Annotated in this window: 22 protein-coding genes and 2 tRNA genes; 10 read left to right on the top strand and 14 right to left on the bottom strand. The window is 73.8% G+C overall.

Annotated elements, in window-relative coordinates:
- Positions 1-69 precede the first annotated feature (69 nt).
- Genes ACFTZA_RS12870 through ACFTZA_RS12880 form a run of 3 tightly spaced genes read left to right on the top strand, consistent with a single transcriptional unit; the run spans position 70 to position 3,311 of the window.
- Positions 70-1,014 (top strand): DUF808 domain-containing protein, encoded by a 945-nt coding sequence (locus tag ACFTZA_RS12870; RefSeq protein ID WP_378195237.1) that lies wholly within the window; start codon positions 70-72, stop codon positions 1,012-1,014.
- Positions 1,015-1,061: 47 nt separating this feature from the next.
- A complete protein-coding gene (locus tag ACFTZA_RS12875; RefSeq protein ID WP_378195239.1) occupies positions 1,062-2,369 on the top strand; it encodes a hemolysin family protein in 1,308 nt (435 codons plus the stop codon).
- 30 nt (positions 2,370-2,399) lie between these two features.
- The gene (locus ACFTZA_RS12880; protein WP_378195241.1) at positions 2,400-3,311 is read left to right on the top strand and encodes an LLM class flavin-dependent oxidoreductase; all 912 of its coding nucleotides are present in this window, start codon (positions 2,400-2,402) and stop codon (positions 3,309-3,311) included.
- A gap of 1 nt (position 3,312) precedes the next feature.
- On the opposite strand, the gene leuD is transcribed toward ACFTZA_RS12880, so the two are convergent.
- Positions 3,313-3,951: a 3-isopropylmalate dehydratase small subunit gene (leuD, locus tag ACFTZA_RS12885; protein ID WP_378195244.1), complete on the bottom strand. Its 639-nt coding sequence runs from the start codon at positions 3,949-3,951 to the stop codon at positions 3,313-3,315.
- A gap of 54 nt (positions 3,952-4,005) precedes the next feature.
- On the bottom strand, positions 4,006-5,487 hold the full coding sequence (gene leuC / locus ACFTZA_RS12890; protein ID WP_378195247.1) for a 3-isopropylmalate dehydratase large subunit: 1,482 nt from the start codon (positions 5,485-5,487) through the stop codon (positions 4,006-4,008).
- A 161-nt stretch (positions 5,488-5,648) separates the two neighbouring features.
- Between leuC and ACFTZA_RS12895 the strand changes: the two genes are divergently transcribed.
- From ACFTZA_RS12895 to ACFTZA_RS12905, 3 genes are all read left to right on the top strand, one after another.
- Complete coding sequence (locus ACFTZA_RS12895; protein WP_378195250.1) at positions 5,649-6,368, top strand: IclR family transcriptional regulator; 720 nt, start codon at positions 5,649-5,651, stop codon at positions 6,366-6,368.
- A 212-nt stretch (positions 6,369-6,580) separates the two neighbouring features.
- Positions 6,581-6,748: a hypothetical protein gene (locus ACFTZA_RS12900; protein ID WP_378195253.1), complete on the top strand. Its 168-nt coding sequence runs from the start codon at positions 6,581-6,583 to the stop codon at positions 6,746-6,748.
- A 37-nt stretch (positions 6,749-6,785) separates the two neighbouring features.
- Positions 6,786-7,622, top strand: a complete 837-nt coding sequence (locus tag ACFTZA_RS12905) for a PH domain-containing protein (RefSeq protein WP_378195256.1) — start codon at positions 6,786-6,788, stop codon at positions 7,620-7,622.
- Here ACFTZA_RS12905 and ACFTZA_RS12910 read toward each other — a convergent pair.
- The 5 genes from ACFTZA_RS12910 to ACFTZA_RS12930 form a co-directional block, all read right to left on the bottom strand.
- The gene (locus ACFTZA_RS12910) at positions 7,555-7,980 is read right to left on the bottom strand and encodes a hypothetical protein (protein ID WP_378195260.1); all 426 of its coding nucleotides are present in this window, start codon (positions 7,978-7,980) and stop codon (positions 7,555-7,557) included. The two genes, ACFTZA_RS12905 and ACFTZA_RS12910, sit on opposite strands and share 68 nt — an antisense overlap.
- 170 nt (positions 7,981-8,150) lie before the next feature.
- Positions 8,151-8,223: transfer RNA gene (locus tag ACFTZA_RS12915), tRNA-Glu, on the bottom strand.
- Positions 8,224-8,321: 98 nt separating this feature from the next.
- A tRNA-Gln gene (locus tag ACFTZA_RS12920) sits at positions 8,322-8,393 on the bottom strand.
- Positions 8,394-8,486: 93 nt separating this feature from the next.
- The gene (locus ACFTZA_RS12925) at positions 8,487-9,485 is read right to left on the bottom strand and encodes an aldo/keto reductase (RefSeq protein ID WP_378195263.1); all 999 of its coding nucleotides are present in this window, start codon (positions 9,483-9,485) and stop codon (positions 8,487-8,489) included.
- 65 nt (positions 9,486-9,550) lie between these two features.
- The gene (locus ACFTZA_RS12930) at positions 9,551-10,486 is read right to left on the bottom strand and encodes a LysR family transcriptional regulator (protein ID WP_378195266.1); all 936 of its coding nucleotides are present in this window, start codon (positions 10,484-10,486) and stop codon (positions 9,551-9,553) included.
- 70 nt (positions 10,487-10,556) lie between these two features.
- Between ACFTZA_RS12930 and ACFTZA_RS12935 the strand changes: the two genes are divergently transcribed.
- Positions 10,557-11,699 (top strand): YeiH family protein, encoded by a 1,143-nt coding sequence (locus ACFTZA_RS12935; RefSeq protein WP_378195270.1) that lies wholly within the window; start codon positions 10,557-10,559, stop codon positions 11,697-11,699.
- Between the two features lie 90 nt (positions 11,700-11,789).
- On the opposite strand, the gene ACFTZA_RS12940 is transcribed toward ACFTZA_RS12935, so the two are convergent.
- The 4 genes from ACFTZA_RS12940 to ACFTZA_RS12955 form a co-directional block, all read right to left on the bottom strand.
- Entirely contained in the window at positions 11,790-12,590 is an 801-nt protein-coding gene (locus tag ACFTZA_RS12940) for an HAD family hydrolase (RefSeq protein ID WP_378195273.1), read from the bottom strand.
- Positions 12,587-14,083, bottom strand: coding sequence for a glutamate--tRNA ligase (gene gltX, locus ACFTZA_RS12945; RefSeq protein ID WP_378195276.1), 1,497 nt, complete (start codon positions 14,081-14,083; stop codon positions 12,587-12,589). The genes ACFTZA_RS12940 and gltX overlap by 4 nt, the downstream gene beginning before the upstream one ends.
- 63 nt (positions 14,084-14,146) lie before the next feature.
- Entirely contained in the window at positions 14,147-14,929 is a 783-nt protein-coding gene (locus tag ACFTZA_RS12950) for a fumarylacetoacetate hydrolase family protein (protein WP_378195279.1), read from the bottom strand.
- Positions 14,930-14,985: 56 nt separating this feature from the next.
- On the bottom strand, positions 14,986-15,882 hold the full coding sequence (locus ACFTZA_RS12955; protein WP_378195282.1) for a methyltransferase domain-containing protein: 897 nt from the start codon (positions 15,880-15,882) through the stop codon (positions 14,986-14,988).
- A 95-nt stretch (positions 15,883-15,977) separates the two neighbouring features.
- Here ACFTZA_RS12955 and ACFTZA_RS12960 point away from each other — a divergent pair, with 95 nt between their 5' ends.
- Positions 15,978-17,171 (top strand): heparan-alpha-glucosaminide N-acetyltransferase domain-containing protein, encoded by a 1,194-nt coding sequence (locus ACFTZA_RS12960; RefSeq protein ID WP_378195285.1) that lies wholly within the window; start codon positions 15,978-15,980, stop codon positions 17,169-17,171.
- 19 nt (positions 17,172-17,190) lie between these two features.
- On the opposite strand, the gene ACFTZA_RS12965 is transcribed toward ACFTZA_RS12960, so the two are convergent.
- Complete coding sequence (locus ACFTZA_RS12965; RefSeq protein WP_378195288.1) at positions 17,191-18,210, bottom strand: aldo/keto reductase; 1,020 nt, start codon at positions 18,208-18,210, stop codon at positions 17,191-17,193.
- 41 nt (positions 18,211-18,251) lie between these two features.
- Here ACFTZA_RS12965 and ACFTZA_RS12970 point away from each other — a divergent pair, with 41 nt between their 5' ends.
- On the top strand, positions 18,252-18,632 hold the full coding sequence (locus tag ACFTZA_RS12970) for an MmcQ/YjbR family DNA-binding protein (RefSeq protein ID WP_378195291.1): 381 nt from the start codon (positions 18,252-18,254) through the stop codon (positions 18,630-18,632).
- Between the two features lie 96 nt (positions 18,633-18,728).
- Here ACFTZA_RS12970 and ACFTZA_RS12975 read toward each other — a convergent pair whose 3' ends face one another.
- On the bottom strand, positions 18,729-19,856 hold the full coding sequence (locus ACFTZA_RS12975; RefSeq protein ID WP_378195293.1) for a hypothetical protein: 1,128 nt from the start codon (positions 19,854-19,856) through the stop codon (positions 18,729-18,731).
- 161 nt (positions 19,857-20,017) lie between these two features.
- On the opposite strand from ACFTZA_RS12975, the gene ACFTZA_RS12980 reads away from it, so the two are divergent.
- A complete protein-coding gene (locus ACFTZA_RS12980; protein WP_378195297.1) occupies positions 20,018-20,986 on the top strand; it encodes a 3-methyladenine DNA glycosylase in 969 nt (322 codons plus the stop codon).
- 71 nt (positions 20,987-21,057) lie between these two features.
- On the opposite strand, the gene ACFTZA_RS12985 is transcribed toward ACFTZA_RS12980, so the two are convergent.
- Positions 21,058-25,935 (bottom strand): glycoside hydrolase domain-containing protein, encoded by a 4,878-nt coding sequence (locus ACFTZA_RS12985; RefSeq protein ID WP_378195300.1) that lies wholly within the window; start codon positions 25,933-25,935, stop codon positions 21,058-21,060.
- Positions 25,936-26,390: the final 455 nt, after the last annotated feature.

Here is a 26,390-nt window from a genome sequence, read left to right on the forward strand (position 1 = left end):
CCGGCCGCGTCCCGACACGACCCAGCGGACCCGCCCGCGGCACCTCGGGCCCGCGTACGGAGACCACCCATGGCCGTCGGACTCGCCGCCCTCCTCGACGACATCGCCGCGTTCGCCAAGCTCGCCGCGGCGTCCGTCGACGACATCGGCGCCGCTGCGGGGCGCGCGAGCGTCAAGGCCACCGGCGTCGTCATCGACGACACGGCCGTCACGCCGCGGTACGTCGAGGGTCTGGCCGCGAAGCGGGAGCTGCCGATCATCAAGCGCATCGCGACGGGGTCGCTGCGCAACAAGCTCCTGTTCATCCTTCCGGCGGCGCTGCTGCTGAGCCAGTTCCTGCCGTGGCTGCTCACGCCCCTGCTCATGCTCGGCGGCACGTACCTCGCGTTCGAGGGCGCCGAGAAGCTGTGGGAGGCGGTCTCGGGCAAGCACGGCGCGGCCGTCGAGGACGCGGCGGCCAAGAAGGCCGTCGACGAGGACCGCGTGGTGTCGACGGCCGTGCGCACGGACTTCATCCTCAGCGCGGAGATCATGGTCATCGCGCTGAACGAGGTCGCGGAGGAGGGCTTCTGGGCGCGCGCGATCATCCTCGCCGTCGTGGCCGTCCTCATCACCGCCGTCGTGTACGGGATCGTCGCCCTCATCGTGAAGATGGACGACATCGGCCTGCACCTCGCGCGCCGGCGCACCGGCTGGGTGCAGTCGTTCGGCCGCGGCCTCGTCACCGCGATGCCCAAGGTCATGGCCGTCATCTCGACCATCGGCATCGCCGCGATGCTGTGGGTCGGCGGGCACATCCTCCTCCAGGGCGTCTACGACCTCGGCTGGCACGCGCCGTACGACCTGCTGCACCACCTCGAGGACGGCGTCCACGGGGTCTCCGGCGTGGGCGGCGTGCTCGCCTGGCTGGTCGACACCCTCGGCTCCGCGATCGTCGGCGTCGTCGTCGGCGCGGTCGTCGTCGCCGTCGTGCACCTCGTCCACACCGTCAAGCACCGGCGCGCGCACGCCTGAGCTGCGCTCGGCCCGCGGGACGCGTCCCCGGCTGCTTGGATGGAGCGATGGACTCCGGCACCTGGACCAACATCGGCCTCGTCCTGCTCTTCGTCGTCGTCGGAGGCGTGTTCGCCGGCACCGAGATCGCGCTCGTGTCGCTGCGCGAGAGCCAGGTCGCGCAGCTCGAGCGGCAGTCGGCCCGCGGGGCACGCGTCGCGGCGGTCGCCCGGGACCCCAACCGGTTCCTCGCGGCCGTCCAGATCGGTGTGACCGTCGCGGGCTTCTTCTCCGCCGCGTACGGCGCCTCGACCCTCGCCCCCGACCTCGCCCCCGTGCTCGAGCGCATCGGGCTGCCCGAGTCCCTCGCGTCGACCGTCGCGCTCGTCGCGCTCACCCTGCTCGTCGCCTACCTCTCGCTCGTGCTCGGCGAGCTCGTGCCGAAGCGCATCGCGCTGCAGCGTTCCGCAGGGGTCGCGCTCGTCGTCGCACCGCCGCTCGACCGCTTCGCGACGCTCATGCGCCCGGTCATCTGGCTCCTGTCCCGCTCCACGGACGCCGTGGTGCGGCTGCTCGGCGGGAACCCGTCGGCGCGCGGCGAGGAGATGAGCGAGGAGGAGCTGCGTGAGATGGTCGTCGCGCACGAGGCCCTGCCCGAGGACGAGCGGCAGATCCTCGACGACGTGTTCGCGGCGGGCGACCGGTCGCTCGCCGAGGCCATGACACCCCGTGGCGAGGTCGCCTTCATGCCGGGCGAGACCACCCTCACCGAGGCCGCGCGCACGGTGGCGACCGGGCACTACTCGCGCTACCCCGTCACGGGCGACGACTTCGACGACGTCCTCGGGTTCCTCCACGTGCGCGACCTGCTGGGCCGTGACTGCCCCGAGCACCCGGAGACGCACCCCGGGACGGACGAGCCGGTGCGCGTGCGCGACGTCGTGCGCCCCATCCTCGAGCTGCCGGCGACGAACACCGTGCTGCCCGCGATGTCGCGGATGCGCCGCGAGGGCGTGCACATCGCGGTCGTCGTGGACGAGTACGGCGGCACCGACGGCATCGTCACCCTCGAGGACCTCGTCGAGGAGCTCGTGGGCGACATCCGCGACGAGTACGACCCGGACGAGCCGTCGGCGGCGCGCGACCACGGCGGCACGACGAGCGTCGACGCCGGGCAGACCATCGAGGAGTTCGCCCGCCGCACCGGCGTGCAGCTGCCCGACGGCCCCTACGAGACGGTCGCCGGGTACGTCGTCGCGCAGCTCGGTCGGCTCGCCGCCGTCGGCGACCACGTCGACGTCGACGAGCACCGCCTCACCGTGACGGACGTCGACCGCCGCCGCCTCGTCCGGCTCGACGTCACCGAGGCGCCGTGACTGTCGGTGGCCGCGCCTAGCGTCGCTCGCATGGACGCGTCGACGCGGATCGGGACGGGGAGCGCGGGGTCAGTGCTGAAGGTCGGGGTCGTGGGAAGCTTCGGCTCCGCGGCCGAGATGCTCGACCTCGCCGTCGCCGCCGACGAGCACGGCTGGGACGGGTACTTCACGTGGGACGCCATCAGCATCGGCATGCCCGGTGTGTGGGACCCGTGGTCGGTGCTCGCGGCGGCCGCCGCGCGCACGCGACGCGTGACGCTCGGCGCGATGGTCTTCGCGCTACCGAGGCGACGCCCGTGGGAGGTGGTGCGGCAGGCGCTCACCGTCGACCACCTGTCCGGCGGGCGCCTCGTCCTGCCGGTCGGCGTGGGCGTGCTCGACGACGGCGGGTTCTCGGCGGTCCCCGACCAGCCGCAACCGCTGCGCGACCGCGCGGAGCAGCTCGACGACGCCCTCGCGTTCCTCGACCGCGCCTGGACGGGCGAGCCGTTCTCGTTCACCGGCACGCGCCTGGAGACGGCGGAGATGCAGTTCCTCCCCCGGCCGGCCCACCGCCCCGCCGTGGGCCCGCGCGTCCCGGTGTGGCCCGTCGGGGTGTGGGACGCCGAGCGTCCTCCGCGCCGGTCGCTCGACCGGGCGCTGTGCCACGACGGCATCGTCGTCCAGCTGCGCGGCGACCGCGCCATGGACGTCCCGGCGCCCGACGACGTCGCCGCCCTCGTCGCCTGGCTCACCGCACGCCGCAGCGAGCTGGGCCTCGCGGACCGGCCGTTCGACGTCGTGCTCCAGGGCGAGCTGCCGACCGACCGCGCGGCCGCGGCGGACCGGCTCGCGGCCCTCGCCGCGGCGGGCGCCACGTGGTGGGTCGAGGCCCGGTGGGACCCCGGGACCGTGACCCCGGCCTCCCTGCTCGACGCGATCCGTCAGGGCCCGCCGCGCTGACTCAGCCGACGGGGCGCGCCGCCTCGATCTCGACCTTCGGCAGCGTCTTCGCCGGCAGCGTCTTCGGACGCCACGACGCGCGCGTCGCCTCGAACGCCGCGATCGCGTCCTCCTGCTGGAGGGTCAGGCCGATGTCGTCGAGGCCCTCCATGAGGCGCCACCGCGTGTAGTCGTCGATCTGGAACGGCACGGTGACGTCGAGCGCGGACGCGGTGCGCGCGACGAGGTCGACGGTCACCTCGGTGCCCGGGTTGGTCTCCAGGACCTTCCACAGCAGCTCGACGTCCTCCTGCGCGACGATGCCGGCGACGAGGCCCTGCTTGCCCGAGTTGCCGCGGAAGATGTCGGCGAAGCGCGACGCGAGGACGACGCGGAACCCGTAGTCCTTGAGCGCCCACACCGCGTGCTCGCGGGACGAGCCGGTGCCGAAGTCCGGGCCCGCCACGAGCACCGATCCGGTCTTGTAGGCGTCCTGGTTGAGCACGAACGTCGGGTCGCCGCGCCACGCCGCGAACAGCGCGTCCTCGAAGCCCGTGCGGGTGACGCGCTTGAGGTAGACGGCGGGAATGATCTGGTCGGTGTCCACGTTGCTGCGGCGCAGCGGGACGCCGACGCCGGTGTGGGTCGTGAACTTCTCCATGGCGGGACCTTCTTCGGGGCTTCGGGGTGGCGGGCGCGGGCGGAGGCGGTCGGCTCAGACCTGCACGAGGACGCGCGGGTCGAGCGGCGCGAGCGGGGTGCCGTCGAACGAGGTGAGGTCGACGTCGTCGGGCAGGTCGAGGTCCGAGACGGACGAGAGCGTGCCGCGGATGGCCGTGGCCGCCGCGACGAGCGGCGAGACGAGGTGCGTGCGCCCGCCCTTGCCCTGGCGGCCCTCGAAGTTGCGGTTCGACGTCGAGGCCGCGCGCTCCCCCGGCTGCAGCTGGTCGGGGTTCATGCCGAGGCACATCGAGCAGCCGGCGTTGCGCCACTCGGCGCCGAACTCCTTGAAGATCACGTCGAGGCCCTCGGCCTCGGCCTGCAGGCGCACGCGCGCCGAGGCGGGGACGACCAGCACGCGCACGTCGTCGGCCTTGCGGCGGCCCTGCAGCACCTTGGCCACGGACCGCAGGTCCTCGATACGGCCGTTGGTGCACGAGCCGATGAACACCGTGTCGACGGAGATCTCGCGCAGCGGCTGCCCGGGCGTGAGGCCCATGTACTCCACGGCGCGCTCGGCGGCGACGCGCTCGTTCTCGTCGGCGATCTCCGACGGCACCGGCACGGTCGCCGAGATCGGCAGGCCCTGCCCCGGGTTGGTGCCCCACGTGACGAACGGCTCGAGGTCGGATGCGCGGAGCGTGACCTCGGTGTCGAACACGGCGTCGTCATCCGAGCGCAGCGTGCGCCAGTACTCGACGGCGGCGTCCCAGTCGGCGCCCTCGGGCGCGTGCGGACGGCCCTTGAGGTACTCGAAGGTCGTCTCGTCCGGGGCGATCATGCCGGCGCGCGCCCCGGCCTCGATCGACATGTTGCAGATCGTCATCCGCGCCTCCATGGAGAGCGACCGGATGGCCTCGCCGCGGTACTCCAGGACGTAGCCCTGCCCGCCGCCCGTGCCGATCTTGGCGATGATCGCGAGGATGATGTCCTTGCTCGTGGCGCCCGGGGGCAGCGCGCCGTCGACGTTGATCGCCATGGTCTTGAACGGCGCGAGCGGGAGCGTCTGCGTGGCGAGCACGTGCTCGACCTCGGACGTGCCGATGCCGAACGCGAGCGCGCCGAACGCGCCGTGCGTCGAGGTGTGCGAGTCGCCGCACACGACCGTCAGGCCGGGCATCGTCAGGCCGAGCTGCGGGCCGACCTGGTGGACGATGCCCTGGTCCGCGTCGCCGAGCGAGTGGATCCGGACGCCGAACTCGCGTGCGTTGTTGCGCAACGTGTCGATCTGCGTGCGGCTCGTGAGGTCCGCGATCGGCAGGTCGATGTCGAGCGTCGGGGTGTTGTGGTCCTCGGTCGCGATCGTGAGGTCGGGCCGGCGGACCGGGCGCCCGGCGAGGCGCAGGCCCTCGAACGCCTGCGGGCTCGTGACCTCGTGCACGAGGTGGAGGTCGATGTAGAGGAGGTCGGGCGACCCGTCGGTGCCGCGGCGCACCAGGTGCGCGTCCCAGACCTTCTCCGCCAGCGTGCCGGCCATGCTGCTCAACTCCTCGTCGTGTGTCACGGCGTCTCCCGCGGGGGCACGGGCGCCGCTGGACCGATGGTCCGCCCTTCGATCACGGCTCCGGGGAACCGTCCAGCGCTTGGACCGTGCCCCGTCGACTTGCATCTCATTGCGTGAGACGTCAATATCGACCTATGGACAATACTAGCGGAGTCGGCGTGCTGGACAAGGCCGCCTCGGTCCTGGGCGCCCTGGAGTCCGGACCGGCCACCCTGGCGCAGCTCGTCACGGCCACGGGTCTCGCCCGCCCGACGGCGCACCGCCTCGCCGTCGCCCTCGAGCACCACCGCATGGTCGCGCGCGACATGCAGGGTCGCTTCGTCCTCGGGCCGCGCCTCAACGAGCTCGCCACGGCCGCCGGCGAGGACCGCCTGCTGGCCGCCGCGAACCCGGTGCTCACGGCCCTGCGCGACCACACGGGCGAGAGCGCGCAGCTCTACCGCCGTCAGGGTGACCACCGCATCTGCGTCGCCGCGGCGGAGCGCCCCGTGGGTCTGCGCGACTCCATCCCCGTCGGCGCGACGCTGACGATGGGCGCCGGGTCCGCCGCGCAGATCCTCCTCGCGTGGGAGGAGCCCGACCGCCTGCACCGCGGGCTGCGCGAGGCCGTGTTCACGGCGACCATCCTCTCCGGCGTCCGACGGCGCGGCTGGGCCCAGTCGGTGTCCGAGCGCGAGCTCGGGGTCGCGTCGGTCTCCGCCCCCGTGCGCGGGCCCTCGGGCCGCGTCGTCGCGGCGGTGTCGATCTCCGGGCCCGTCGAGCGGCTCACGCGCCAGCCGGGGCGCCTGCACTCCGGCTCGGTCGTCGCCGCGGCCAACCGGCTCACCGAGGTGCTGCGCCGCGCGGGCGAGTAGGGCTGCTCGTCGCGGTCCGGGCGAGCCGCACCGCCGCCGCCCGGCCGGACCGCGCAGGCTCCCGTCACCGCCCGGCGCGGCGGGTGACACAAACGGGACAGACCCTGTCACAATCACCCGGAATGCTGTCATGCTGTGCGGGCCGCCCCACATGGTCCGAGCAGGGGGTGCGCGACGACTGCCGACCCGACCCCTGACACGGGAGGACCCCGATGCATCCCAAGGTGAAGGCGATCCTGATCTGGGCGCTGGTGATCTTCGCGCTGTACGCGATCGTGACGAGCCCGGAACGCGCCGCCGACATCCTCGAGGGCGTCTGGGACGTCGTCCTCGGAGCGTTCCGCAGCATCGGCCAGTTCTTCAGCTCGCTCCTGGACTGACCCGGTGGCCGCCGCCCGTGGCCGGCCACGCAGCCGGATGCTCGACCGCTACGTGCTGAGCGGCGAGCGGGTGGTGGTCGCGACGCGCCACCACTGGGGCATGCTGCTCGAACCGGTCGCGACGACGCTCGCCGCGCTGCTCGCCGTCGTCTGGGTCGGCGTCCAGGTCGGCGCGGGCGCGCGCGACGCCGTGCTGGCCCTCGGGTGCCTCTGGCTGCTGGTCGCCGCCCGGCTGGTGTGGAAGGTCTTCGAGTGGCGCAACGAGTGGTTCGTCGCCACGGACAAGCGCCTGCTGCTGCTCTACGGGCTGATCACGCACAAGGTGGCGATGATGCCGCTCACCAAGGTCACCGACATGAACTACGGGCGCTCCCCCGCCGGGCGCGTCCTCGGGTACGGGCAGTTCCTGCTCGAGTCCGCGGGACAGGACCAGGCGCTGCGGCAGATCGACTGGGTCGCGCACCCGGAGGCGACCTACCGCCAGATCTGCGACACGCTCTTCGGGCCGGCAGGCGTCGCGTCCCGCGCGCGCGGTGCCGTTCCTGCGCCGGCGGGGGCCGTCCCCCCGGTGCCCCCGCCCCCGCCGACCGCGCCACCGGCAGCCCCGGGCCCGCCGTCGGCTCCGCCTCCGTCCGTGGCACCGCACGACGCGCGGGTGGCGAGCGGCCCGACGCAGCCGTTGCCGGTCGCACGCCCCGCGGACGACGACGAGCGCGGGTGGGAGGTCTCGGACGAGCAGCGCGCACCGTACGTGCGGGTGGCGCCGCGACCCGCGGAGCCGGCCGCGACGCCCGCCCCGGACGGGCTCAGCCCCGGGCCGCCCGGGCCGCCGGACCGTCCCCGTCGCCACGACGGTCGCCCAGCTTCTCCTTGAGGAAGAACATCGGCAGGAGGAAGGTGGCGAGCGCCGTCACGAGCCACACGACGAGCGTCGCGAGGATCCAGGGCACGGCACCCCCGGTGATCCGCAGGCTGTCTCCGACGAGGGAGGCGACGAGCAGCGCGACGAACGTCGACACGAGGCCGATGCCGCCGAGGAAGGCGGGCGCGTAGCGCGCTGCCGTCTTGGCGATGAAGGGTGAGAGCACGGCCTGGGCGACGGTGAAGACGCCGACCACCACGACGAACCCCGTCGCGGTGACCTCGACCCCGTCGACGAGCGCCGACGCGGCGAGGAGTCCCAGGGCGGCCGACACCAGCAGGATGGCGAGGCGGATCAGGAGTCGCACCATGCTCGCGAGCGTAGCGACGGACGTCACATCTGGCGCGCGGAACCACCCCGGTGATGCCGGACGGCGATGGCGATGCCGGACGGCGACCCCGTGCTTTGTGGGACACGCGAAGAGCCTTGTGGGACACGCGAAAGGCCCGGTCATCGTGTGATGACCGGGCCTTTCCGATGTACCCCCAACGGGATTTGAACCCGTGTTACCGCCGTGAGAGGGCGACGTCCTAGGCCGCTAGACGATGGGGGCCTGTGGCTGCTCGATCCGCTGGGACCGTTTCACCGGTGAGAACTCTACCTCATGTTCCGAGCCGTTCTGACCGCTCGTTCCAGAGCCGGAGCTCATCGCTGGGGTACCAGGACTCGAACCTAGACTAAGTGAACCAGAATCACTCGTGCTGCCAATTACACCATACCCCATGGTGGTATCACCGGTGCCGATCCAGAAGGGTCGACGGCCGATGACACGGTGCTCGGTGAGGCGCTCCGTGGAGGTCTCACCGGGCGAGAACATTACCGGAGTCGTGGACGGGGACCAAATGCGCCGCGCAGCCGGCGCCGCACCGCTCCGCGCACGCGCTCGGGCGCACCGACGGGCTCGAAGGCGTCCGACGCCGCGTCGAGCGCCGCCACCTCGTCGTCGGCGAGGCGCACCGTGCCCGCCTCCACGTTCTTCTCCAGCTGCTCGACGCTCGAGGCCCCCGGGATCGCGAGCACGCCCGGCCGGGCCACCACCCAGGCGAGCGCGGCCTGCGACGGCGTGAGGCCGTGCGCGTCGGCCACCTGCCGCAGCGTGTCGAGCAACGGCGCGATCCGCTCGAGGTTCTCAGGTGCGAACAGCGGGTTCGCACGCCGCACGGTGTCCCGCGGCCGGTCGTCGGGCGTGTATCGCCCCGAGAGCACGCCCTGACCGAGCGGGCTGTAGGCGATGACGACCCGGCCCCGCGAGCGCGCCCACGGAAGCAGGTCCGCCTCGGGCGCGCGCCGCACGAGCGAGTACTCGACCTGGTTGCTCACCACCGGGGCGCCGAGCGCACGCTCGGCGGCCTGCCAGCGCTCGAGGGAGTAGTTCGAGACGCCGACCTGGTCGACGAGACCGGTGCGCCGCAGCGCCGCCATGCCGCGCATCGTCGGGCCGTCCCGCACGACCGGGTTGGCCTGGTGCACCTGGTACAGGTCGATCCGGCGCACGCCGAGCCGGTCCGCCGACGCGACCGCGCGCTGCTCGACGACGGGGGCCACGGGCAGGACGGGGAAGAGCTTGGTCGCGACGACCACGTCCTCGCGCCGCTCCCCCAGCGCCTCGCCGAGGATGCGCTCGCTGCGACCGAACCCGTAGAGCTCCGCGGTGTCGACGAACGTCACCCCGAGCTCGAGCGCGCGCCGCACGATGTCCCCTGCGCGCCGGTCCGCGAAGTCGTCGCCGTAGCCCCACTCGCGGGAGCCGAACTGCCAGGTCCCGAGGCCGATCACGGAAGCAGGGACACGGGTGCCGAGATCGAGGGTGCGCATCGGCCCACTCTCCGGGCGGGCGTCGCTCCCGGCAACCGGGCCCTCCGCCGGAGGCGGGCACCCGGTCAGCCGGCGGTCGAGCCGGCCGCCGCGGCGATGCGCCGCGCGCCCGCGGAGAGGGCCGCCCCGTCCTTCCAGACCATGCGCAGCCGACGCTCCAGCCCCAGACCGGGCACGGCGAGGCGCACGAGCGCCCCACGCGCCACGTCGTCGGCGACGGCCAGGCTGGAGAGCGCCGCCACGGCGCCGCCGTGCTGCACCGCGGTCTTGAGGGCGGCGGTCGACCCCAGGTGCGGCAGGTGCTCGGGCAGCCGTGCGCCGAGGGCCGCGAGGCCGCGCTCGAGGGTCTCGCGCGTGCCCGACCCGCGCTCGCGCACGACGAGACCGCCCGTCAGCAGCTCGTCGACGCGCAGCGCGCTGCGCCGGGCCCAGCGGTGGCCGGGCCCGACGACGACCACGAGCTCGTCGTGCGCGATCGTGCGGCTGCGCAGGCCCCGCCGCAGCGTCGCGCTCTCCACGAAGCCCAGCTCGACCTCGCCCGCGAGGACCGCCTCGGCGACGTCGCGCGAGTTGCGCACCACGAGCTCGACGTCGGGCGCCGCCTGCCCTCCCCTGCCGGGCTGCCCGGACAGCGCCAGCCGCGCGAGCCAGCGCGGGGCGAGGTACTCCGCGACCGTGAGGCTCGCCGCCACGCGCGTACGCTCCACGGGACGCTCACGCAGTGACGCGACGGACCGCTCGAACCGGTCGGACGCCTCGATCACCTCCCGCGCCCACGCCGCGGTCGCACGGCCCGTCTCGGTGAGCCGGGCGCCGCGCGTCGTGCGCTCGAGCAGCTCGTGACCCACGCGCCGCTCGAGCGCCCGCAAACCCGCCGAGGCGGTCGGCTGGGCGATGCCGAGGGCGCGCGCCGCCGCGCTGATCGAGCCGTGCGAGTCCGTCGCGACGAGCAGCTCGAGGGTGCCGAGCGACGTCCTGGCGGCACGGGATCCGGAAGCCATAGGTGAATCCTATGGCGGACTCGCCACCTCGCCCTTCCGAACCGCCCCCAGCGCCTCCCAGGGTGGGAGCATGCCCACGGACCCGAGCCCGACCGTGCACGCCGCGCCCGGCGTCGTGACCCCGGACGGCGCCGCCCCCACGCCCCGCCTGCTGCCGGGGCTCGTCGCGACCGGGCTCGCCACGGCCGTGCTCCTGCTGATGTCCCGGCTCGTGCCGACCGTGTCGCCGCTCGTCGTCGCGCTCGTCGCGGGTGCCGCGGTGGGCTCGCTCGCCCTGGGGCGCGCCCGCGGCGCCCGTACGGTGGCCGCGGCGGCCGCGGTCCGCCCCGGCGTCGCGTGGACCGCATCGACCGTGCTGCGCGCCGGCGTGGTCCTCCTCGGGCTCCAGCTGTCCCTCCCCGACGTCCTCACGCTCGGGTGGCGCGGGCTCGTCGTGGTCACCACGACGCTCGCCGTCACGTTCGTCGCGACCCTCGCGCTCGGGCGCGTGCTGCGCGTGCCGCGGACGGCCGCGTTGCTCGTCGCCACCGGGTTCTCGATCTGCGGCGCGGCGGCGATCTCGGCGATGCAGGGCGTCGTCGCCCGGCCCGGGCGCACGCCCGCGCAGGTGCGCGAGGACGACGACGCGGTCGCGACCGCGCTCGCGCTCGTGACGGTCTACGGCACGCTCGCGATCGCCGTCCTGCCCTGGCTCGCCACGCTGATCGGCCTCGACGACGACCGGGCAGGGCTGTGGATCGGCGCGAGCGTGCAGGAGGTGGCGCAGGTGGTCACCGCCGCGGGGTCCATCTCGGGCGCCGCGCTCGCGACGGCGACGGTCGCCAAGCTCGCCCGCGTGGCACTGCTCGCCCCCGTCGTGACGGGCGCCGGCCTCGTCGCGGCACGGCGGGCGGGCGAAGACGGGCGAGCGGGACGGGGAGCGGACGACGCACGACCGGCCGGCGGGCGGGCGCGCGTCGGTCCGGTCCCGTGGTTCGTGGTCGGGTTCCTCGTGGCCGTGGCGCTGCGCTCGACCGGAGTGCTGCCCGCCGTCGTCATCGACGTGGCCGCGCTCGTGACGACGGCCGCGTTCACCGCGGCGATGTTCGCGCTCGGGCTCGGGGTCGACGTCCCCCGCCTGCTGCGCACGGGCCGTCGCTCGCTCGCGCTCGGCGGGCTGTCCGCCGTCGTCGTGACGACGACGGCGCTCGCCGGCGTCCTGCTCCTCACCTGAGCGCGTGCGACGCGGCCGAGCCGGGCACGCGAGATAGAGCTTCCGGTCGCGAGATAGAGGCCACAGAGCTCTACCTCGCGACCGGAAGCTCTATCTCGGCGTCGGGGCAGGCTCGCCGGTGGGCGCGGCGACGCCGACGACGGCGGCCAGGTCCGCGAGGCCGTGCAGCACGTGCACGCCCGACGCGCGGGCGGCGTCCGGGTCCTCCGGGTGCGGACCGCCGCGGCGCGTGCCGGGGCGGTCGAGCCACACGCCGACGAGGCCGGCCGCGAGCGCGGCGCGGGCGTCGACGTCGAGCTCGTCGCCCACGTAGGCGGTGCGCGCCGGGTCGGTGCCGAGCCGCCGGCACGCCTCGGCGAAGACACGAGGGTCGGGCTTGCCGAAGCCGAGCGTGTCGACGCCGACGAGCAGAGGCACGTCCTCCAACCCAGCGGCGGCGAGCTTGCGCGTCTGGAGCTCGACGCGCGCGTTCGTCAGCGACCCGACCCGCACGCCGGCGGACGCGAGCGCGTCGAGCACAGGCCGGGAGTCGTCGAACGCCGTCCACGACTGCTCGAACGTGCCCCAGAAGAGGTCCTTCCAGTCCACGTACGCGGCGTCGTCGAGCAGCTCGCCGCCGAACGCCGCCTGGAGCTCGTTGGCGCGCGCCATCCGCTGCGCGTCGAAGTCGACCTCGCCGCGCGTGTACGCGCGGTAGTGACCGTTCGGGTCGGCCCGCCACAGCGCGAGGACCTCGGGGTGCCGGTCCTCGGGCAGGTGCGGCAGCCACACGCGCGACGCCGCGGTGATCGCCGCCCCGAACGCGGCCATCGTGTCGACGAGCGTGTCGTCGACGTCGAACAGCACCCCCTCGAGAGGCGCCGCGCCGGGCACCGCGCCCGCCCCGCTCACAGCGAGGCCCGCAGCCGCTGCAGGCGCGCGAGGGTCGACTCCTTGCCGAGCAGCTCCATCGACTCGAACAGCGGCGGCGACACGCGGCGCCCGCTCACCGCAGCGCGCAGCGGCGTGAACGCGAGGCGCGGCTTGATCTCCAGCCCGTCGACGATCGCCGCGTTCAGCGCGTCCTGGATCGGCTCGGTCCGGAAGTCGTCGAGCGGGGTGAGCGCGGCGATCGCGGCGTCGATCACCTGCGGTGCGGACTCCTTGAGCCCCTTGCGCGCGTCCTCGTCGACCTCCAGGGCGTCGTCGGCCGTGAAGAGGAAGCCGAGCATCCCGACGGACTCGCCGAGCAGGACCATGCGCTCCTGCACGAGCGGCGCGGCCGCGGTGAGCAGCTCGCGGTGGCGCGGCTCGAGGTCCGCGAACGAGTCCGCGGGCACGAGGCCGCCCGCGTGCAGGTACGGCACGAGGCGGTCGCGGAAGTCCTCGGGCGCGAGCATCCGCACGTGCGTCGCGTTGATGGCCTCGGCCTTCTTGAGGTCGAAGCGCGCGGGGTTGGGCAGGACGTCGTGCACGTCGAACGCCTCGATCATCTCCGTGACCGAGAAGATGTCGTTGTCGGGCGAGATGGACCAGCCCAGCAGCGCGAGGTAGTTGAGCAGGCCCTCGGGCGTGAAGCCGCGCTCGCGGTGCAGGAACAGGTTCGACTCGGGGTCACGCTTCGAGAGCTTCTTGTTCGCCTCCCCCATGACGTAGGGCAGGTGGCCGAACTCCGGCATCACCGTCGCGACGCCGATCTCCAGCAGCGCCCGGTACAGCGCGATCTGGCGCGGCGTCGAGGAGAGCAGGTCCTCGCCGCGCAGCACGTGCGTGATGCCCATGAGCGCGTCGTCGACCGGGTTGACGAGCGTGTAGAGCGGCTGACCGTTGGCGCGCACGATCGCGTAGTCCGGGACCGACCCGGCCTTGAACGTGATCTCGCCGCGCACGAGGTCGGTGAAGGTGATGTCCTCGTCGGGCATGCGCAGGCGCAGCACCGCCTCGCGGCCCTCGGCCCGGAACGCCTCGCGCTGCTCCTCGGTGAGCGCGCGGTCGAAGTTGTCGTAGCCCTTGGTCTTGATGCCCGCCGCCGCGTTGCGCGCGTCGACCTCCTCGGGCGTCGAGAACGACTCGTAGACGTGGCCGCCCTCGACGAGCCGGCGGATCACGTCCTGGTACAGGTCGGCGCGCTGCGACTGCCGGTACGGGGCGTGCGGCCCGCCGACCTCGACGCCCTCGTCCCAGTCGAGCCCGAGCCAGCGCAGCGCGTCCAGGAGCTGCTGGTAGCTCTCCTCGCTGTCGCGCGCCGCGTCGGTGTCCTCGATGCGGAACACGAACGTGCCGCCCACGTGCCGCGCGTACGCCCAGTTGAACAGCGCGGTGCGGATCAGCCCCACGTGCGGCGTCCCGGTCGGGGACGGGCAGAAGCGGACACGGACGGGCGAGGAACCAGGTGCGGGGATCACGCGGCCCAGCCTAGTTGCCTGACGCGGGCCGCTCCCCCCGGCCCGGACGCCTCTCGCCCGGCCTCAGCCCCGGCGCAGGACCGGGTTGCTGAGCACGCCGATGCCCTCGACCTCGCACTCGACACGGTCGCCGGCGTCGATGAGGCCGACGCCGGCGGGCGTGCCGGTGAGGATGACGTCGCCCGGCAGGAGCGTCATCGCCTCGGAGATGTAGGAGACGAGGTAGGCGACGTCGAACACCATGTCGCGCGTGCGGCCGTCCTGCTTGGTCTCGCCGTTGACGCGGCTGCGCACGGCGACGTCCTCGGGGTCGAGGTCCGTGTCGATCCACGGCCCGAGCGGGCACGCCGAGTCGAAGCCCTTGGCGCGCGCCCACTGGCCGTCGGTGCGCTGCGCGTCGCGCGCGGTGACGTCGTTCGCGACGGTGTAGCCGAGCACGTACGCCGACGCCGCGTCGGGCGAGACGTCCTTCGCGAGCCGCCCGATGACGACGGCGAGCTCGGCCTCGTACGACGCCTCCTGCGAGAAGTCGGGCAGCACGATCGGGTCGTCCGGGCCCACCACCGAGGTGTTGGGCTTCAAGAAGATCATGGGGCGCGGCGGCACCTCGTTGCCCATCTCGCGGGCGTGGTCGGCGTAGTTGCGGCCCACGGCGACCACCTTCGAGCGCGGGATCACCGGCGCGAGGAGGCGCACGCCGTCGCCCAATTCGATCCGCTCCCCCGTCGGAGTGACGGGCATGTACAGCGGGTCGCCGGTGAGGACCGCGAGGAAGGTGCGGTCGCCCTCCTGCTGGACCAGGGCGTAGCGGGGGTCGTCTCCGGTGGTGAATCTCGCGATGCGCACGCGCACAGGCTATCGGCCGCGAGCCCACCTCACCCGGGCGTCACGCGCGCCGGGCGTCACGCGCGGGCCAGCACCTCGCCGTTGAGCACCGCGAACCAGCCGGCCGGCTCCTCGGCCCAGCGCAGCCAGTCCTGCGCGAGCTGCTCGAGCGCCACGTCGTCCGCGAGCGCCGACTCCTTGGCCTGCACGGCGAAGTTGGAGGCGACGCACCGCTCGGCCCAGAGCCCGCCCCACCAGGTGCGGTCCTCGGGCGTCGCGTAGCACCACGTGCTCGCCGACGGCTCGATGCCGGCCGGGTCGAAGCCGGCGTCCTGGACCCACGCGAAGAGACGGCGCCCGGCGTCGGCCTCGAACCCGTACGTGTGCGTGACCTCGTGGTAGAGCGTGTTCCACTCGGTGAGCCCGGGCGACTCGGGGTACCAGGTCATGGCGGCGTAGTCGGCGTCGCGCACGGCGACGAGCCCGCCCGGCTTCGTGACGCGCCGCATCTCGCGCAGGGCAGCGACCGGGTCGGACAGGTGCTGCAGGAGCTGGTGGGCGTAGACGACGTCGAACGTGTCGTCGGCGAACGGCAGCTCGTAGGCGTTGGCCTGCTGGAACGTGATGTTGGGGGTGCTGCGCCGCGCGGCCAGCTCGCGCGCGCTCTCGAGGACCTTCGCCGAGGCGTCCACGCCGACGACGCGGCCGGACGGGACGCGCTGGGCGAGGTCGACGGTGACGGTCGCCGGCCCGCAGCCGACGTCGAGGACGTCCATGTCCTCGCGCAGGTGCGGCAGGAGGAACCCGGCGGAGTTCTCCGCGGTGCGCCACCGGTGGGAGCGCAGCACGGACTCGTGGTGGCCGTGCGTGTAGGACTCGGACTCCTTGGCGGGGTTGGATCCGGCAGCCCCGGTGGGGGCGTCGCCTCGGGAGCCGCCGCTGGTGCCGACTCCGCTGGTGGGGGTTTCCGTCATACCCGCACCGTAGGGCGCGCGTTCGTCCTTCTCGACCCCGTTCTCACACTCTGGGCGGTGTGCACGGACGGCGAACGGGGCGCAGAATCGCACGCATGACCGTCGCCCCGCCGGCCGCCCCCGCACCGACGTTCGCGCGACGGCACGCCGCCCTCCTGCTCGGCGGTGCCGGGCGCATCACCGGTGTCGACGTGGCCCGCGGGCTCGCGGTCCTCGGGATGTTCGCCGCGCACGTCGGGTACACGACGGACCCGGTCACCGGGGCGGAGAACTGGCTCGCGGTCTCGCACGGGCGCTCGTCGATCCTGTTCGCCCTCGTCGCGGGGGTCTCGCTCGCGATCGTCTCGGGGGGCCGGACGCCGCTCGACGGCCTGCCGGCGCTGCAGGTGCGCACGCGCGTCCTCGTCCGGGCCGTGCTGCTCCTCGCGCTCGTCGGTCTGCTCGACCTGCTGGGGACGCGCGTGCTGCTCATCCTCGGCTTCTACGCCGCGTACTTCGTGCTCGCGCTGCCGTTCGTGCGGTGGTCGGCCGGTCGTCTGGCCGTCGCGGCCGGGGCGTTCGCGCTCGCGGGCCCGGTGCTCGCCTACTACGGTCCCGAGGTGCTCGCGCGTGCCGGGCTGCGCCTGCCGCAGGACGGGTCCGGCGCGCTGACGGACTTCCTGGTGTCGGGCCACTACCCCGCGGTGGTGTGGATGGCGTACGTGCTCGCGGGTCTCGCGATCGGTCGTCTCGACCTCACGTCGACCGCGGTGCGCGTCGCGCTCGTGGGCGGCGGCCTGCTCGCCATGGTGATCGCGTACGGAGTCTCGGTCGCGGTGGTGGAGCCGCTCGGCGGCACGCGCGTCGTGGAGGACGCGGCGGCGGCGTGGTCGAGCACGTACCGGCCGGAGCCGCTCGCGTGGGACGACCCGTGGCCGACGTCGACGTACCTGTGGCTCGCCGGCCCCCACACCGACACGTTGCCCGAGGTCGTGGGCTCCGGCGGGTTCGCCGTCGCGGTGCTCGGGCTGTGCCTGTTCGCGGGGCGCGTCGGGCGGTGGGTGCTCGCCCCGCTGGCCGCCGTCGGCGCGATGGCGCTGACCGTCTACTCCGCGCAGATCGTCGTGCTGTGGGCGTGGGGCGAGGCGGCGTACGAGCAGACGACGAACGGTCCCCTGCTCGTGCTCGTGCTCGCGACGCTCGCGGTGGCGACCGCGTGGCGGTGGTCGCTGGGACAGGGCCCGCTCGAACGCGGCGTGGCGGGCGTCGCGCGCCGCACGGCCGACGCGCGACCGCGTCCGAGGCGCTGACCGGGCGCTGACCGGACGCTCAGAAGAGCGCGACCCTGTCGGCCGGCGGGAAGATCGCGTCGAGCGCGTCGAGGTCGGCGTCCGTCGGGCGCCACGCGGCGGCCGCGACGTTCTGCTCGACCTGCTCCGGCCGTGTCGCGCCGGCGATGACGCTCGTCACCTGCGGCTGCGCGAGCAGCCAGCCGAACGCGACCTGCAGCTCGGTGATGCCCCGCTCGACGCAGAACGCGTGGAGCCGGTCGAGCCGTTCCCACGGCGCCGACTCGAGCAGGTGCGGCTTGGTGCGCACCAGGCGCGAGTCCTCGGGGCGTCCGCCGGCCGTGTACTTGCCCGTGAGCAGCCCGTTGGCGAGCGGGAAGTACGGCAGCACGCCGAGGCCGTACGCCTGGGCGGCCGGGACGACCTCGAGCTCCGCGCGCCGGTCGAGGAGGTTGTAGTGCGACTGCGACGACACGAACCGCTCGGTGCCCCGTGCGCGGGCGACGTGCTCGGCGTCCGCGATCTGCCAGCCGCTGTGGTTCGAGTGCCCGACGTAGCGGACCTTGCCCGCGCGCACGACGTCGTCCAGCGCGGAGAGCGTCTCCTCGACCGGGGTGAGGTGGTCGGGCGTGTGGAGCTGGTAGAGGTCGATGTGGTCGGTGCCGAGCCGGCGCAGCGAGCCCTCGACGGCGCGCACCACGTACCGGCGCGCACCGCGCGCTCCGAAGTCGGGGCCGTTGAGACCGCGGACGTCCATGCCGAACTTCGTCGCGACGACGGCCTCGTCGCGACGCGCGCCGAGCGCGCGGCCGAGCAGCTCCTCGCTCAGCCCGGGCTGCGCGCCGTAGCTGTCGGCCGTGTCGAACAGCGTGACGCCGGCGTCGAGAGCCGCCCGCACGACGGCGGTGCTGCCCTCCTGCGTCTGCGTCGCGGTCCCGGCGCGGCCGAGGTTGTTGCACCCCAGCCCGACCGTCGTCACGGCGAGGCCGGAGCGGCCCAGGCGGCGCAGGTCGGCCGAGGCGGGGGTGCGGTCGGTGCGCTGTGCGGGGGCGTCGGCCATGCGCCCGAGCCTAACCGCGCCGCCGGGCCTACCGTGGGGGCATGGCCTCGTGGGAGGACGTCGACCGCGTCGCCGCGGTCCTGCCGGACACGGCCGCCGACGGCGACCGGACCTGGCGCGTCCACGGCAGGACCTTCGTCTGGGAACGCCCCCTGCGCGCGAAGGACCGCGCGGAGCTCGGCGACGCCGCACCGTCCGAGCCGCCCGCGGCGTTCTACGTCGCCGACGAGGGCGAGAAGGAGGCGCTTCTCGGCGACGAGCCCGGGACGTTCTTCACCACGTCGCACTTCGCCGGCTACGCGGTCGTCCTCGCGCGCCTCGACCGCGTTCCCGTGCCCGAGCTCGAGGAGCTCGTCCAGGACGCGTGGCTCGCCCGCGCACCGAAGCGGCTCGCGGCGCAGTACCTCGAGGAGTCGGAGTAGCGCCGGGCGCGAGCCGGCCGGTACGACGACGCAGGCCCGCCCGGACGTCCGGACGGGCCTGCGCGTGCCGCGGCGCGGCGGTGACGGTGCGGTGCCTCAGGGCGCGGTGGAGAACAGCGCGTCGTCGTACTCGAACATGCCGGGCGCGACCTGGACGAGGACGTCGGCCGGGTCGGTCACGCCGAAGCCGGCGGTGAACGTCACGCTCTGGCCCGGGAGCACCGACGTCATGGGCCCGCCCTCCAGCCCGTTGTCGGAGTCGAACACCTGGTCGCCCTCCGTCCCGGCCGAGGACGCGGTCAGGTACACCAGGGTGGGCTCGAACGGGGCGTCGGTGCCGTTGGTGATCGTGACGTCGACCAGCACGTGGCTCGGGTAGTCCTCGCCGCCGGCCGCCCACTCGCTGGGCGTGAACGGGACGGGCGCGGAGACGCTGACCTCGAGGCCGTCCTCGTAGACGACCGCCTCGCCGAACGGCGCCACGGCCGACGGCACCTCGGCCGCGAGGTCCTCCTCGACCGGAGACTCCTCCTCCGTCGTCGTCCCCTCGTCCTCGGGCACGACGGCCGACGTGTCCCCCAGGTCCTCCTCGAGCTGCGCGAGCGAGTCCTCGTAGTCGGTGCTCACGCGGTCGATCCACTGGGCGAACACGATCCAGGCGACGATCGAGCCGATGACGGCGAGCGCCCCCACGACGATGGCCGACAGCGCGAGGCCCTTGCCGCTCTTGCCCTTCTTGACCTGCAGCAGGCCGACGATCCCGAGCACGAGGCCCGCGACGCCGAGGACCACGGCGAAGAAGTTCACGCCGGGGATCCAGCACCCGAGCAGGCCCAGCACCGCGAGCACGAAGCCCGTGATCGCGAGCGCGTTCGTGGTCGACGGCGCGGGCGCGTTGTAGGTCGGGTACCCGCCGTACTGCTGCGCCGGGTCGCCCGGGGCGTAGGGCTGGCCGCCGTAGGGCTGCTGCCCGCCCTGGGGCGGGGCGGCCGCGTACGGCTGCTGGCCGCCGTAGGGCTCCTGCGGAGCGCCGTAGGGCTGCGCGCCGTAGGGCGCCGGAGCCGGCTCGCCACCGGGCGCCCCCCACGTCGACGGCTGCTCCGGTGCGGGCGCCTGCCCGCCCGACGGCGGGGCGAACGGGTCCTGCTGGGGCGCCGGCGGCGCTCCCTCGCGGTACGGGTCGTGCTGGTACGGGTCGGGAGAGCCGGTGGGCGGCTGGGTCATGGTGCTCCTCCGCGGCATCGCCGCGCGGTCGGGTGGTGAGGTGTGCCGGGTCTTCACAGCACGTTCACGGCCATTCTTTCGTCCACCGGGCCCGAGCAGGCCCCCGTACCGGGTGAAATCCGGCCGGGTCGGGCGTGTCGTGCGTCTCGTACCCTGGTTCGGTGCCCTCCGACTCCTTCGCCGGTCCCGCTGCGCCGCCGCGCGCGGGCACGGTGCTGCCGCCCGCGGCGTGGCAGGAGCGCGAGCGCCGGCACGCCGAGCACGCGGACGCGCTGACCGCCGGCTGGCGGCGGCGCAAGCCGCTCGGCGAGAAGCACGCGATCGAGGACTTCCTCTTCACGTACTACCCCACGCGTCCCGCGCAGCTGCGCCGCTGGCACCCCGGGCCGGGCGTGGTGCTCGGCCGACCCGTCACCGACGGCGACGGCGACGGCGACGCGCAGGCGGCGCCCTCCGAGCGCGCGTCGTGGCGGTGGTACCGGGAGGTCGAGGAGGGGACGACGCTCGACCTCGACGCGTACCTCGCCGAACGCGGCGACACGGTGCGCTACGTGCACGCGCTGCTCGCAGCGACGGCGTCCCGGCCGGGTCGCTTCGGCTGCTTCGGGCTCCACGAGTGGGCCATGGTGTACCGCGACCACGACGCCGGTCGCGACCACCGGCACCCGCTGCCCCTGCGGCTCGGCGGGCCGGGCACGGACCGGGTCGTCGAGACCCACCCCGTGCAGTGCTCGCACTTCGACGCGTTCCGCTTCTTCACGCCCGAGGCGGCGCCGCTCAACCGGCTGTCGCCGACGCGCGAGACCCAGCCGGCGCTCGAGCAGCCCGGTTGCCTGCACGCCACCATGGACCTGTACAAGTGGGCCCTCAAGCTCGGACCGGCCGTGCCCGGCGAGCTCACCCTCGCCGCGTTCGAGCTGGCGCGCGACGTGCGCGTGGTCGACATGCGGGCGAGCCCGTACGACGTGTCGTCCTACGGGCTCGCGCCCGTGGCCGTCGAGACGGCGGACGGCAAGGCCGAGTACGTGCGCCACCAGCGCGCGTTCGCCGCGCGCGGAGACGTGCTGCGTCGCGCGCTGCTCGCCGCGTGCGACCTGCTGCTCGATCACGAGGCGGCAGTCACGGCGTGACGCACCGGGCCCGGGCCCCGCGAGGGGCCCGGACCCGGCACGGTCAGGCGTCCGGCCTCAGCAGCCCGGCGTCAGCACGTCGAGATCGTGACGGTCTGCTCGACCGTCTGCTCTCCCTGCGCGCCCCTGGCCGTCACGGTGACCTCGAGGTCACCCGACGCCGCGCGTGCGGCGAACGCCTGGTACGCGTTCGACCCCGGGGCCACGTCCGCGAACGTCCGCGACCCCAGCGCGCTCGCGAGCTCGACGTCGATCGCCGCGTCGGACACGTTGTGCGCCCGGATCGCGACGTACGGCCGGCCGGCGAGGCAGCGAGGGCTGACCTCGACGGTGACGAGCTCGACGCCCAGCGGCACGAGCTGCTCGGCCGCGAGCCGCAGGCGCCTCAGCTGCTCGTCGACCTGCTCCTGGGTCGGGTCCGGCGCGGCGAGCACGGCCCGGGCGGCCGCGAGCTCGCGCGTGAAGACGCCGAAGTCGATCCGGCCGTACCGCTCGGCCTCGCCCTCCAGGTGCTCGAGGTCGGCGACCGCCACCGCGAGCGCGGTGGTGTCCGTCTCGGGCTCCTCGACGTCGAACGCGTCCGTGAAGAACGTCATGCTGTCGAGGTTCGCCACGTACGGGTGGTTCGCGTACGCCTCGGTGGTCAACCGGACGAACACCTGGTGCGTGCCGCGCACCGGGGTGGGCAGCTCGATCGTCGCCGTGCCGTCCTCGGACCAGCTGCCACCCGTCGTCGGGAGCGGCACCGTGGCGAACGGCTCGCCGGGGTCGGCCGGGTCGAACTCGTCGAGGTACACCGCCAGGGCGGAGTTCTCACCCGACCGGTTCGCGTTGTGCACGTAGTGCACCGAGAGCCGGTCGAGCGCGGCGGAGCCGAGGTCGACCTCGCCGTAGGCGAGCCAGTCGCCGTCGGCCGTGCCACCGACGTTCGTCACGGGACCGCTGGTCCAGGTCGACTGCTCGTTCTTGAGTCCTCCGCCGGAGTTCTCGGTCCAGGCCTCCGACTCCACGGTGACGTCCGTGGGACCGCCGGGGGCGAAGGTGAGGCTGTCGACGTTGGCGACGTACGGGTGGTTCGCGTACGCCTCGGTCGTCAGCCGCACGAACACCTCGTGCGTGCCGCTGACCGTCTCGGGCAGCGCGACCGTGGCGACGCCGTCCGCGGACCAGCTCGACCCGGTGGTCGGCAGCGGGACCGTAGCGAACGGCTCTCCGGGGTTCGCCGGGTCGAACGCGTCGAGGTACACCTCGAGCGCCGAGCTCTCGCCGCACCGCCCGGAGTTGTGCACGTAGTGCACGGACAGCTCGCCGAGGGGCAGCTCACCGAGGTCGACCTCCCCGTAGGCGAGCCAGTCGCCGTCGGCGGTGCCGCCGACGTTGGTGACCGGGCCGCTCGCCCAGGTGGACGACTCGTTCTTCAGCCCGCCGCCCGAGTTCTCGGTCCAGTCCTCGGCCTCCACCGTCACGCCGACCGACGAGTCCGGCTCCTCCGCCTCGGCGGGGTCGTCCTCGCTGAACCGGAACCAGTCGAAGTTGCCGACCCAGCTGCGCCCGGACGGGGCGAGGAGCTCGAACGTGACCGTCTGCGCGTCGACGAGCGCCTGGGCGTCGCCGAGCTCGACCGTCACCTCCTGGTAGTTGCCCCACCCGCTCGTGCCGGTGAGCTCGACGGTCGCGACCTGCGGCCCGTCGACGTCGCCGGCGTGCACGACGACGGTGCTCGGGGTCTCCCCCGCAGCGAAGCTCGTGTCGTAGCGCACCGTGAGGAAGCCGGGCACGGTGTCGTCGAACACCATGTCGCGGTACTGGACCCACGAGCCGGACCGGACGCCGCCGAGGTTGCCGTCCGAGCTGTTCGCCTCGTTCTTCAGCTCACCGCCGGACCAGGCCTCGGACTCCTCGGCCTGGAGCACGCGGTAGCCGCCCTGGACGATGTCCAGCCCGTCGATCGCGGCCTCGAGCCGGTCCGCGGCGAACCGCAGGTCGGTGCTCGACGACGCGTCGTCGGCGAGCAGCTCCTGCGCGCGGCCGAGCGCGGAGGAGAACCGGTCGAACGACACGGACGAGTAGTTGCCGTGGCGCACGAGCACCGCGTCCGCGACGAGCGCGGCGAGCGACTCGCGCTCCGCCGCTGCCACGGTGAGCCGCAGCGGCGAGCGCAGCGAGACGCCCTCGCCCCGCAGCGTCGAGGCGGGGACGCCGTCCGCGAGCGCCGCGTCGCGCAGCCGCACGTAGAAGAGCGCGTCGTCGGTCGTCGAGCCCGTGAGCACGACCGTCGCCTCCGTCGCGGAGGTGACGGTGACGCGTGCCGCGACGCCGTCCGGAAGACCCTCGACGCGCGCGTCACCGCTCGCGACGAGGTCCGTGCCGGCGTCGGCGGCGAGTCGTGCGCCGCCGCTGAGGGTGAGCGTCACCGCGGTGTCGACCGCGCCGTCGGCGGCGGCCTCGACCGTCGCCGGGTCGGCCTCGACGCGCGGGCCGTCGGTCTCGTCGTCGTCGGAGGCCGTGCTCAGGGAGAACGCGGGCTCGGTGTCCGCGCCCCAGTCGCTGGGCTCGGTGCCCATCCGGAACGCGAGCGCGCCCCCGCCGACGACCGTCGCGTAGTCGACCCACGTGTTGTCGAACGGCTCGCCGCCGAGGGAGGCGGACTGGACGTAGAACGCGTCCTCGGAGACGCCGTCGGCGGTGATCTCGAACGTGGTGCCGTCGTCGTAGCCGATCACCGCCGAGTCGAAGAACGGCGAGCCGATCTGGTACTCGGACGAGCCGGCGGTCACCGGGAAGAGACCGATCGCGGCGGCGACGAACATCGTCGACATGGTGCCGGCGTCGTTGTCCATGGTCGCGAGCATGCCGCGCGGGTCGAGCTGGTAGACCTTCGTCCTGATCGGCGGCGTGAACTCGCCTCCGCCGCTCGGGAAGAAGCTCGTCGAGCCGGTCCCGATGTACCGGTTCCAGGTCTCCTTCGTGTAGATCGCCCGCGTCCACTTCTGCGTGAGGCTCGGCTCGCCGACGTAGTTGAACAGGTACGGCGCCTGCAGGTCGATCTCGTTGGCGTTGGAGTGGAGCATCGCGGAGCCGTCGTCGGGCGCGTGCTCGCCGAACATGTGGCGCAGAGCGAGCCGCGCGGCCTCCGTGCCGCCCATGGCCTCGACGAGCGCGTCCATGTCGTAGGCGTCGTACCAGTGGTACTGCCACAGCGTGCCCTGGTACAGGCGCGCCGCCTCGAACCGCTCGTGGTCCACGCTCTGCCAGTCACCGGCCGCATTGCGCGGCGTCAGGAGGCCGACGGGCGTGCCGTCCTGCGCGGTCCACGCGCCGGGCTGGACGAGGTTCTCGACGGGGAGCGCCGCCTGCTCGCGCAGCGCCTGCGCCTCCTCGGTCATGCCGAGCTCGTCGGCGATGACCGACAGGCCGTACTGGTCGTAGCCGAGCTGCACGGACGCGCCGGGGTTGTCGGGGAGGTAGCCGCGCTCGAGGTCCGCCTCGCCGTAGCCGCCCACGAGGCGCTTCACGGCGGGGTACGCCTCGTCGAGACGCTCGAGACCGGTGTAGCCCTTCGCGATCGCGTCGGCGATCACGACGCTCGACCGCTCCCAGCGCACCGTCGGCACGGTGTGCATGAGCCCGCCGAGTCCGCTGCCCGTGCCCTCGGCCTCCGCGTCGGCGAACAGGTAGACCATCGACTGCACCATGTCGCGGTACATCGCGGGGTCGATGTACGCGAGCACGGAGAACTTGCGGAAGTCGTCCCAGGTCGCCCACGAGTCGTAGTAGGTGAAGCCTTGCGCACGGTGCACGGCGCCGTCGACGCCGCGGTACGTGCCGGAGGTGCTCGTCGCGTTCATCGGCATCGCGAACATCCGGTACAGGTGCGTGTAGAACAGCCGCTGGACGTCGCCGGTCGGGTCGGTCGCGAGGGACGCGGTGACGTCGACCTTGCCGAGCTTGGCGTTCCACTCGGCGTGGGTGCGCTCACGCACCTCGTCGAACCCGAGGTCGCCCAGCTCGTTCTCCTGGTCGACCTCGGCCTGCGCGGCGCTGACCGGGGAGAGCGTCACCTCGAGGCCGATCTCGCCCGCGTCGGCGGGGTCGAACGTGAGGACGGCGCCGGTGTCGCGGCCGTCCTGCGTCGTGGCGTCCGTCAGCGCGCGGTCGTCGCCCCACGTCCTGACGTCGGTGGTGGGCCGGGTCGTCGTCGCGTAGTAGTGCATCGTGTACGACGCGTTGTAGAAGTGGCCGACGATCTCGCCGCTCAGCGCGACCCGCCCGTCGTCCAGCTGCTCGACCTCGAGCGACGACCCGATGCGGCTCGTGTTGTTCGTGGCGAGGTCGACGACGAGGCTCGGCGTCGCGCCGTCGGGGAACCGGTAGCGGTGGACGCCGGAGCGCGTGGTCGCGGTGACCTCGGCCTCGATCGTGCCCGCCGCGGCCGAGATCGCGTCGTCGGTGCCCGCGATGTTGCCGAGGTCCACGGCGTAGTACCCGGGGCTGCCGACCTCCTCGTCGTGGCTGAACGCGTGTGCGTAGGTGCCGGTGCCGGGTCGCGACGTGTAGGAGCCGGACGTGGGCACGACGAGGATGTCGCCGCCGCCCCCGGACCCGCCGACACCGTCGAGGTTCGTGTGGGTGAACCCGGAGATCTGCGACTGCGCGTAGTCGTAGCCCGTGTTGTTGCGGCCCGGCGTCGTGCGCGGGTTCACCTTGGCGATCCCGTTGGGCGCCTGGGCGGCGGGCATGTCGTTGCCGAAGTCGCCCTCGGTGCCGACGAAGACGTCGACGAGGGACGCGAGGTCGCGCTCGGCGGCCGTCGGCGCCGGGAGCTGGTCCGCCGACGCGGCCGGCGCGGCCCCGACGAGGGCGACGGATGCGACGAGCGCGCCCGCCACGACGCCGGCGAGCGGGCCGGTGCGTCGGACGCCTCGGCGGCGGGTGGGTACGTGGTTCATGGGGTCCTCGTGGTCAGGGGTCGTGGACGGGTGCGCCGGAGGCCGTCGTGGCCGTGGGGCGTGGTCGCGGTGGTGGGTCGGGTCGTCGACGACGGCGGGTCCTGACAGCGGTGACAACCCGGTACGGGCTCGCACACTGCCAGAGCCGGGTTACCGGCAGGTGAGCGCGCGGTGGCCTGTCGCCGTCCGACGCGCCTCGCGGTGTCGACGTCCCCTGTCGTCGTCGATACCGCGACGCGCGAGCTCGTCCCGGGCGGGCGGTCGGGCCGCCCGGGCCGCAGCGGCGCCGTCGGACCGCGTCGCTGCGGGTGCGTCGTCGGACCGGCGGCCGGGTGTGGCGTCGGCGACGGCGCGGGGGAACCTCATCGGGTCTTCTCCTCGGTCCCACGGCGTCGTGGGGTCTCGGGCTTCCTCGGACCGGCGGCTGCACCGGCGAGCCTCACCTTCGCACACGA

Origin of the sequence: Cellulosimicrobium sp. NPDC057127 (assembly GCF_042670945.1) — a bacterium.
Taxonomy (GTDB): domain Bacteria; phylum Actinomycetota; class Actinomycetes; order Actinomycetales; family Cellulomonadaceae; genus Cellulosimicrobium.

Bases quoted from the DNA above. Each gene is read 5' to 3' on its own strand.
- ACFTZA_RS12875 (WP_378195239.1), top strand. From the start codon at position 1,062: ATGGACTCCGGCACCTGGACCAACATCGGCCTCGTCCTGCTCTTCGTC.
- ACFTZA_RS12955 (WP_378195282.1), bottom strand. From the start codon at position 15,882: ATGACGGAAACCCCCACCAGCGGAGTCGGCACCAGCGGCGGCTCCCGA.
- ACFTZA_RS12930 (WP_378195266.1), bottom strand. From the start codon at position 10,486: ATGGCTTCCGGATCCCGTGCCGCCAGGACGTCGCTCGGCACCCTCGAG.
- ACFTZA_RS12975 (WP_378195293.1), bottom strand. From the start codon at position 19,856: ATGACCCAGCCGCCCACCGGCTCTCCCGACCCGTACCAGCACGACCCG.
- ACFTZA_RS12970 (WP_378195291.1), top strand. From the start codon at position 18,252: ATGGCCTCGTGGGAGGACGTCGACCGCGTCGCCGCGGTCCTGCCGGAC.
- ACFTZA_RS12965 (WP_378195288.1), bottom strand. From the start codon at position 18,210: ATGGCCGACGCCCCCGCACAGCGCACCGACCGCACCCCCGCCTCGGCC.
- ACFTZA_RS12960 (WP_378195285.1), top strand. From the start codon at position 15,978: ATGACCGTCGCCCCGCCGGCCGCCCCCGCACCGACGTTCGCGCGACGG.
- leuD (WP_378195244.1), bottom strand. From the start codon at position 3,951: ATGGAGAAGTTCACGACCCACACCGGCGTCGGCGTCCCGCTGCGCCGC.
- leuC (WP_378195247.1), bottom strand. From the start codon at position 5,487: ATGGCCGGCACGCTGGCGGAGAAGGTCTGGGACGCGCACCTGGTGCGC.
- ACFTZA_RS12880 (WP_378195241.1), top strand. From the start codon at position 2,400: ATGGACGCGTCGACGCGGATCGGGACGGGGAGCGCGGGGTCAGTGCTG.
- ACFTZA_RS12985 (WP_378195300.1), bottom strand. From the start codon at position 25,935: ATGAACCACGTACCCACCCGCCGCCGAGGCGTCCGACGCACCGGCCCG.
- ACFTZA_RS12910 (WP_378195260.1), bottom strand. From the start codon at position 7,980: ATGGTGCGACTCCTGATCCGCCTCGCCATCCTGCTGGTGTCGGCCGCC.
- ACFTZA_RS12935 (WP_378195270.1), top strand. From the start codon at position 10,557: ATGCCCACGGACCCGAGCCCGACCGTGCACGCCGCGCCCGGCGTCGTG.
- ACFTZA_RS12895 (WP_378195250.1), top strand. From the start codon at position 5,649: ATGGACAATACTAGCGGAGTCGGCGTGCTGGACAAGGCCGCCTCGGTC.
- ACFTZA_RS12900 (WP_378195253.1), top strand. From the start codon at position 6,581: ATGCATCCCAAGGTGAAGGCGATCCTGATCTGGGCGCTGGTGATCTTC.
- ACFTZA_RS12925 (WP_378195263.1), bottom strand. From the start codon at position 9,485: ATGCGCACCCTCGATCTCGGCACCCGTGTCCCTGCTTCCGTGATCGGC.
- ACFTZA_RS12905 (WP_378195256.1), top strand. From the start codon at position 6,786: ATGCTCGACCGCTACGTGCTGAGCGGCGAGCGGGTGGTGGTCGCGACG.
- ACFTZA_RS12870 (WP_378195237.1), top strand. From the start codon at position 70: ATGGCCGTCGGACTCGCCGCCCTCCTCGACGACATCGCCGCGTTCGCC.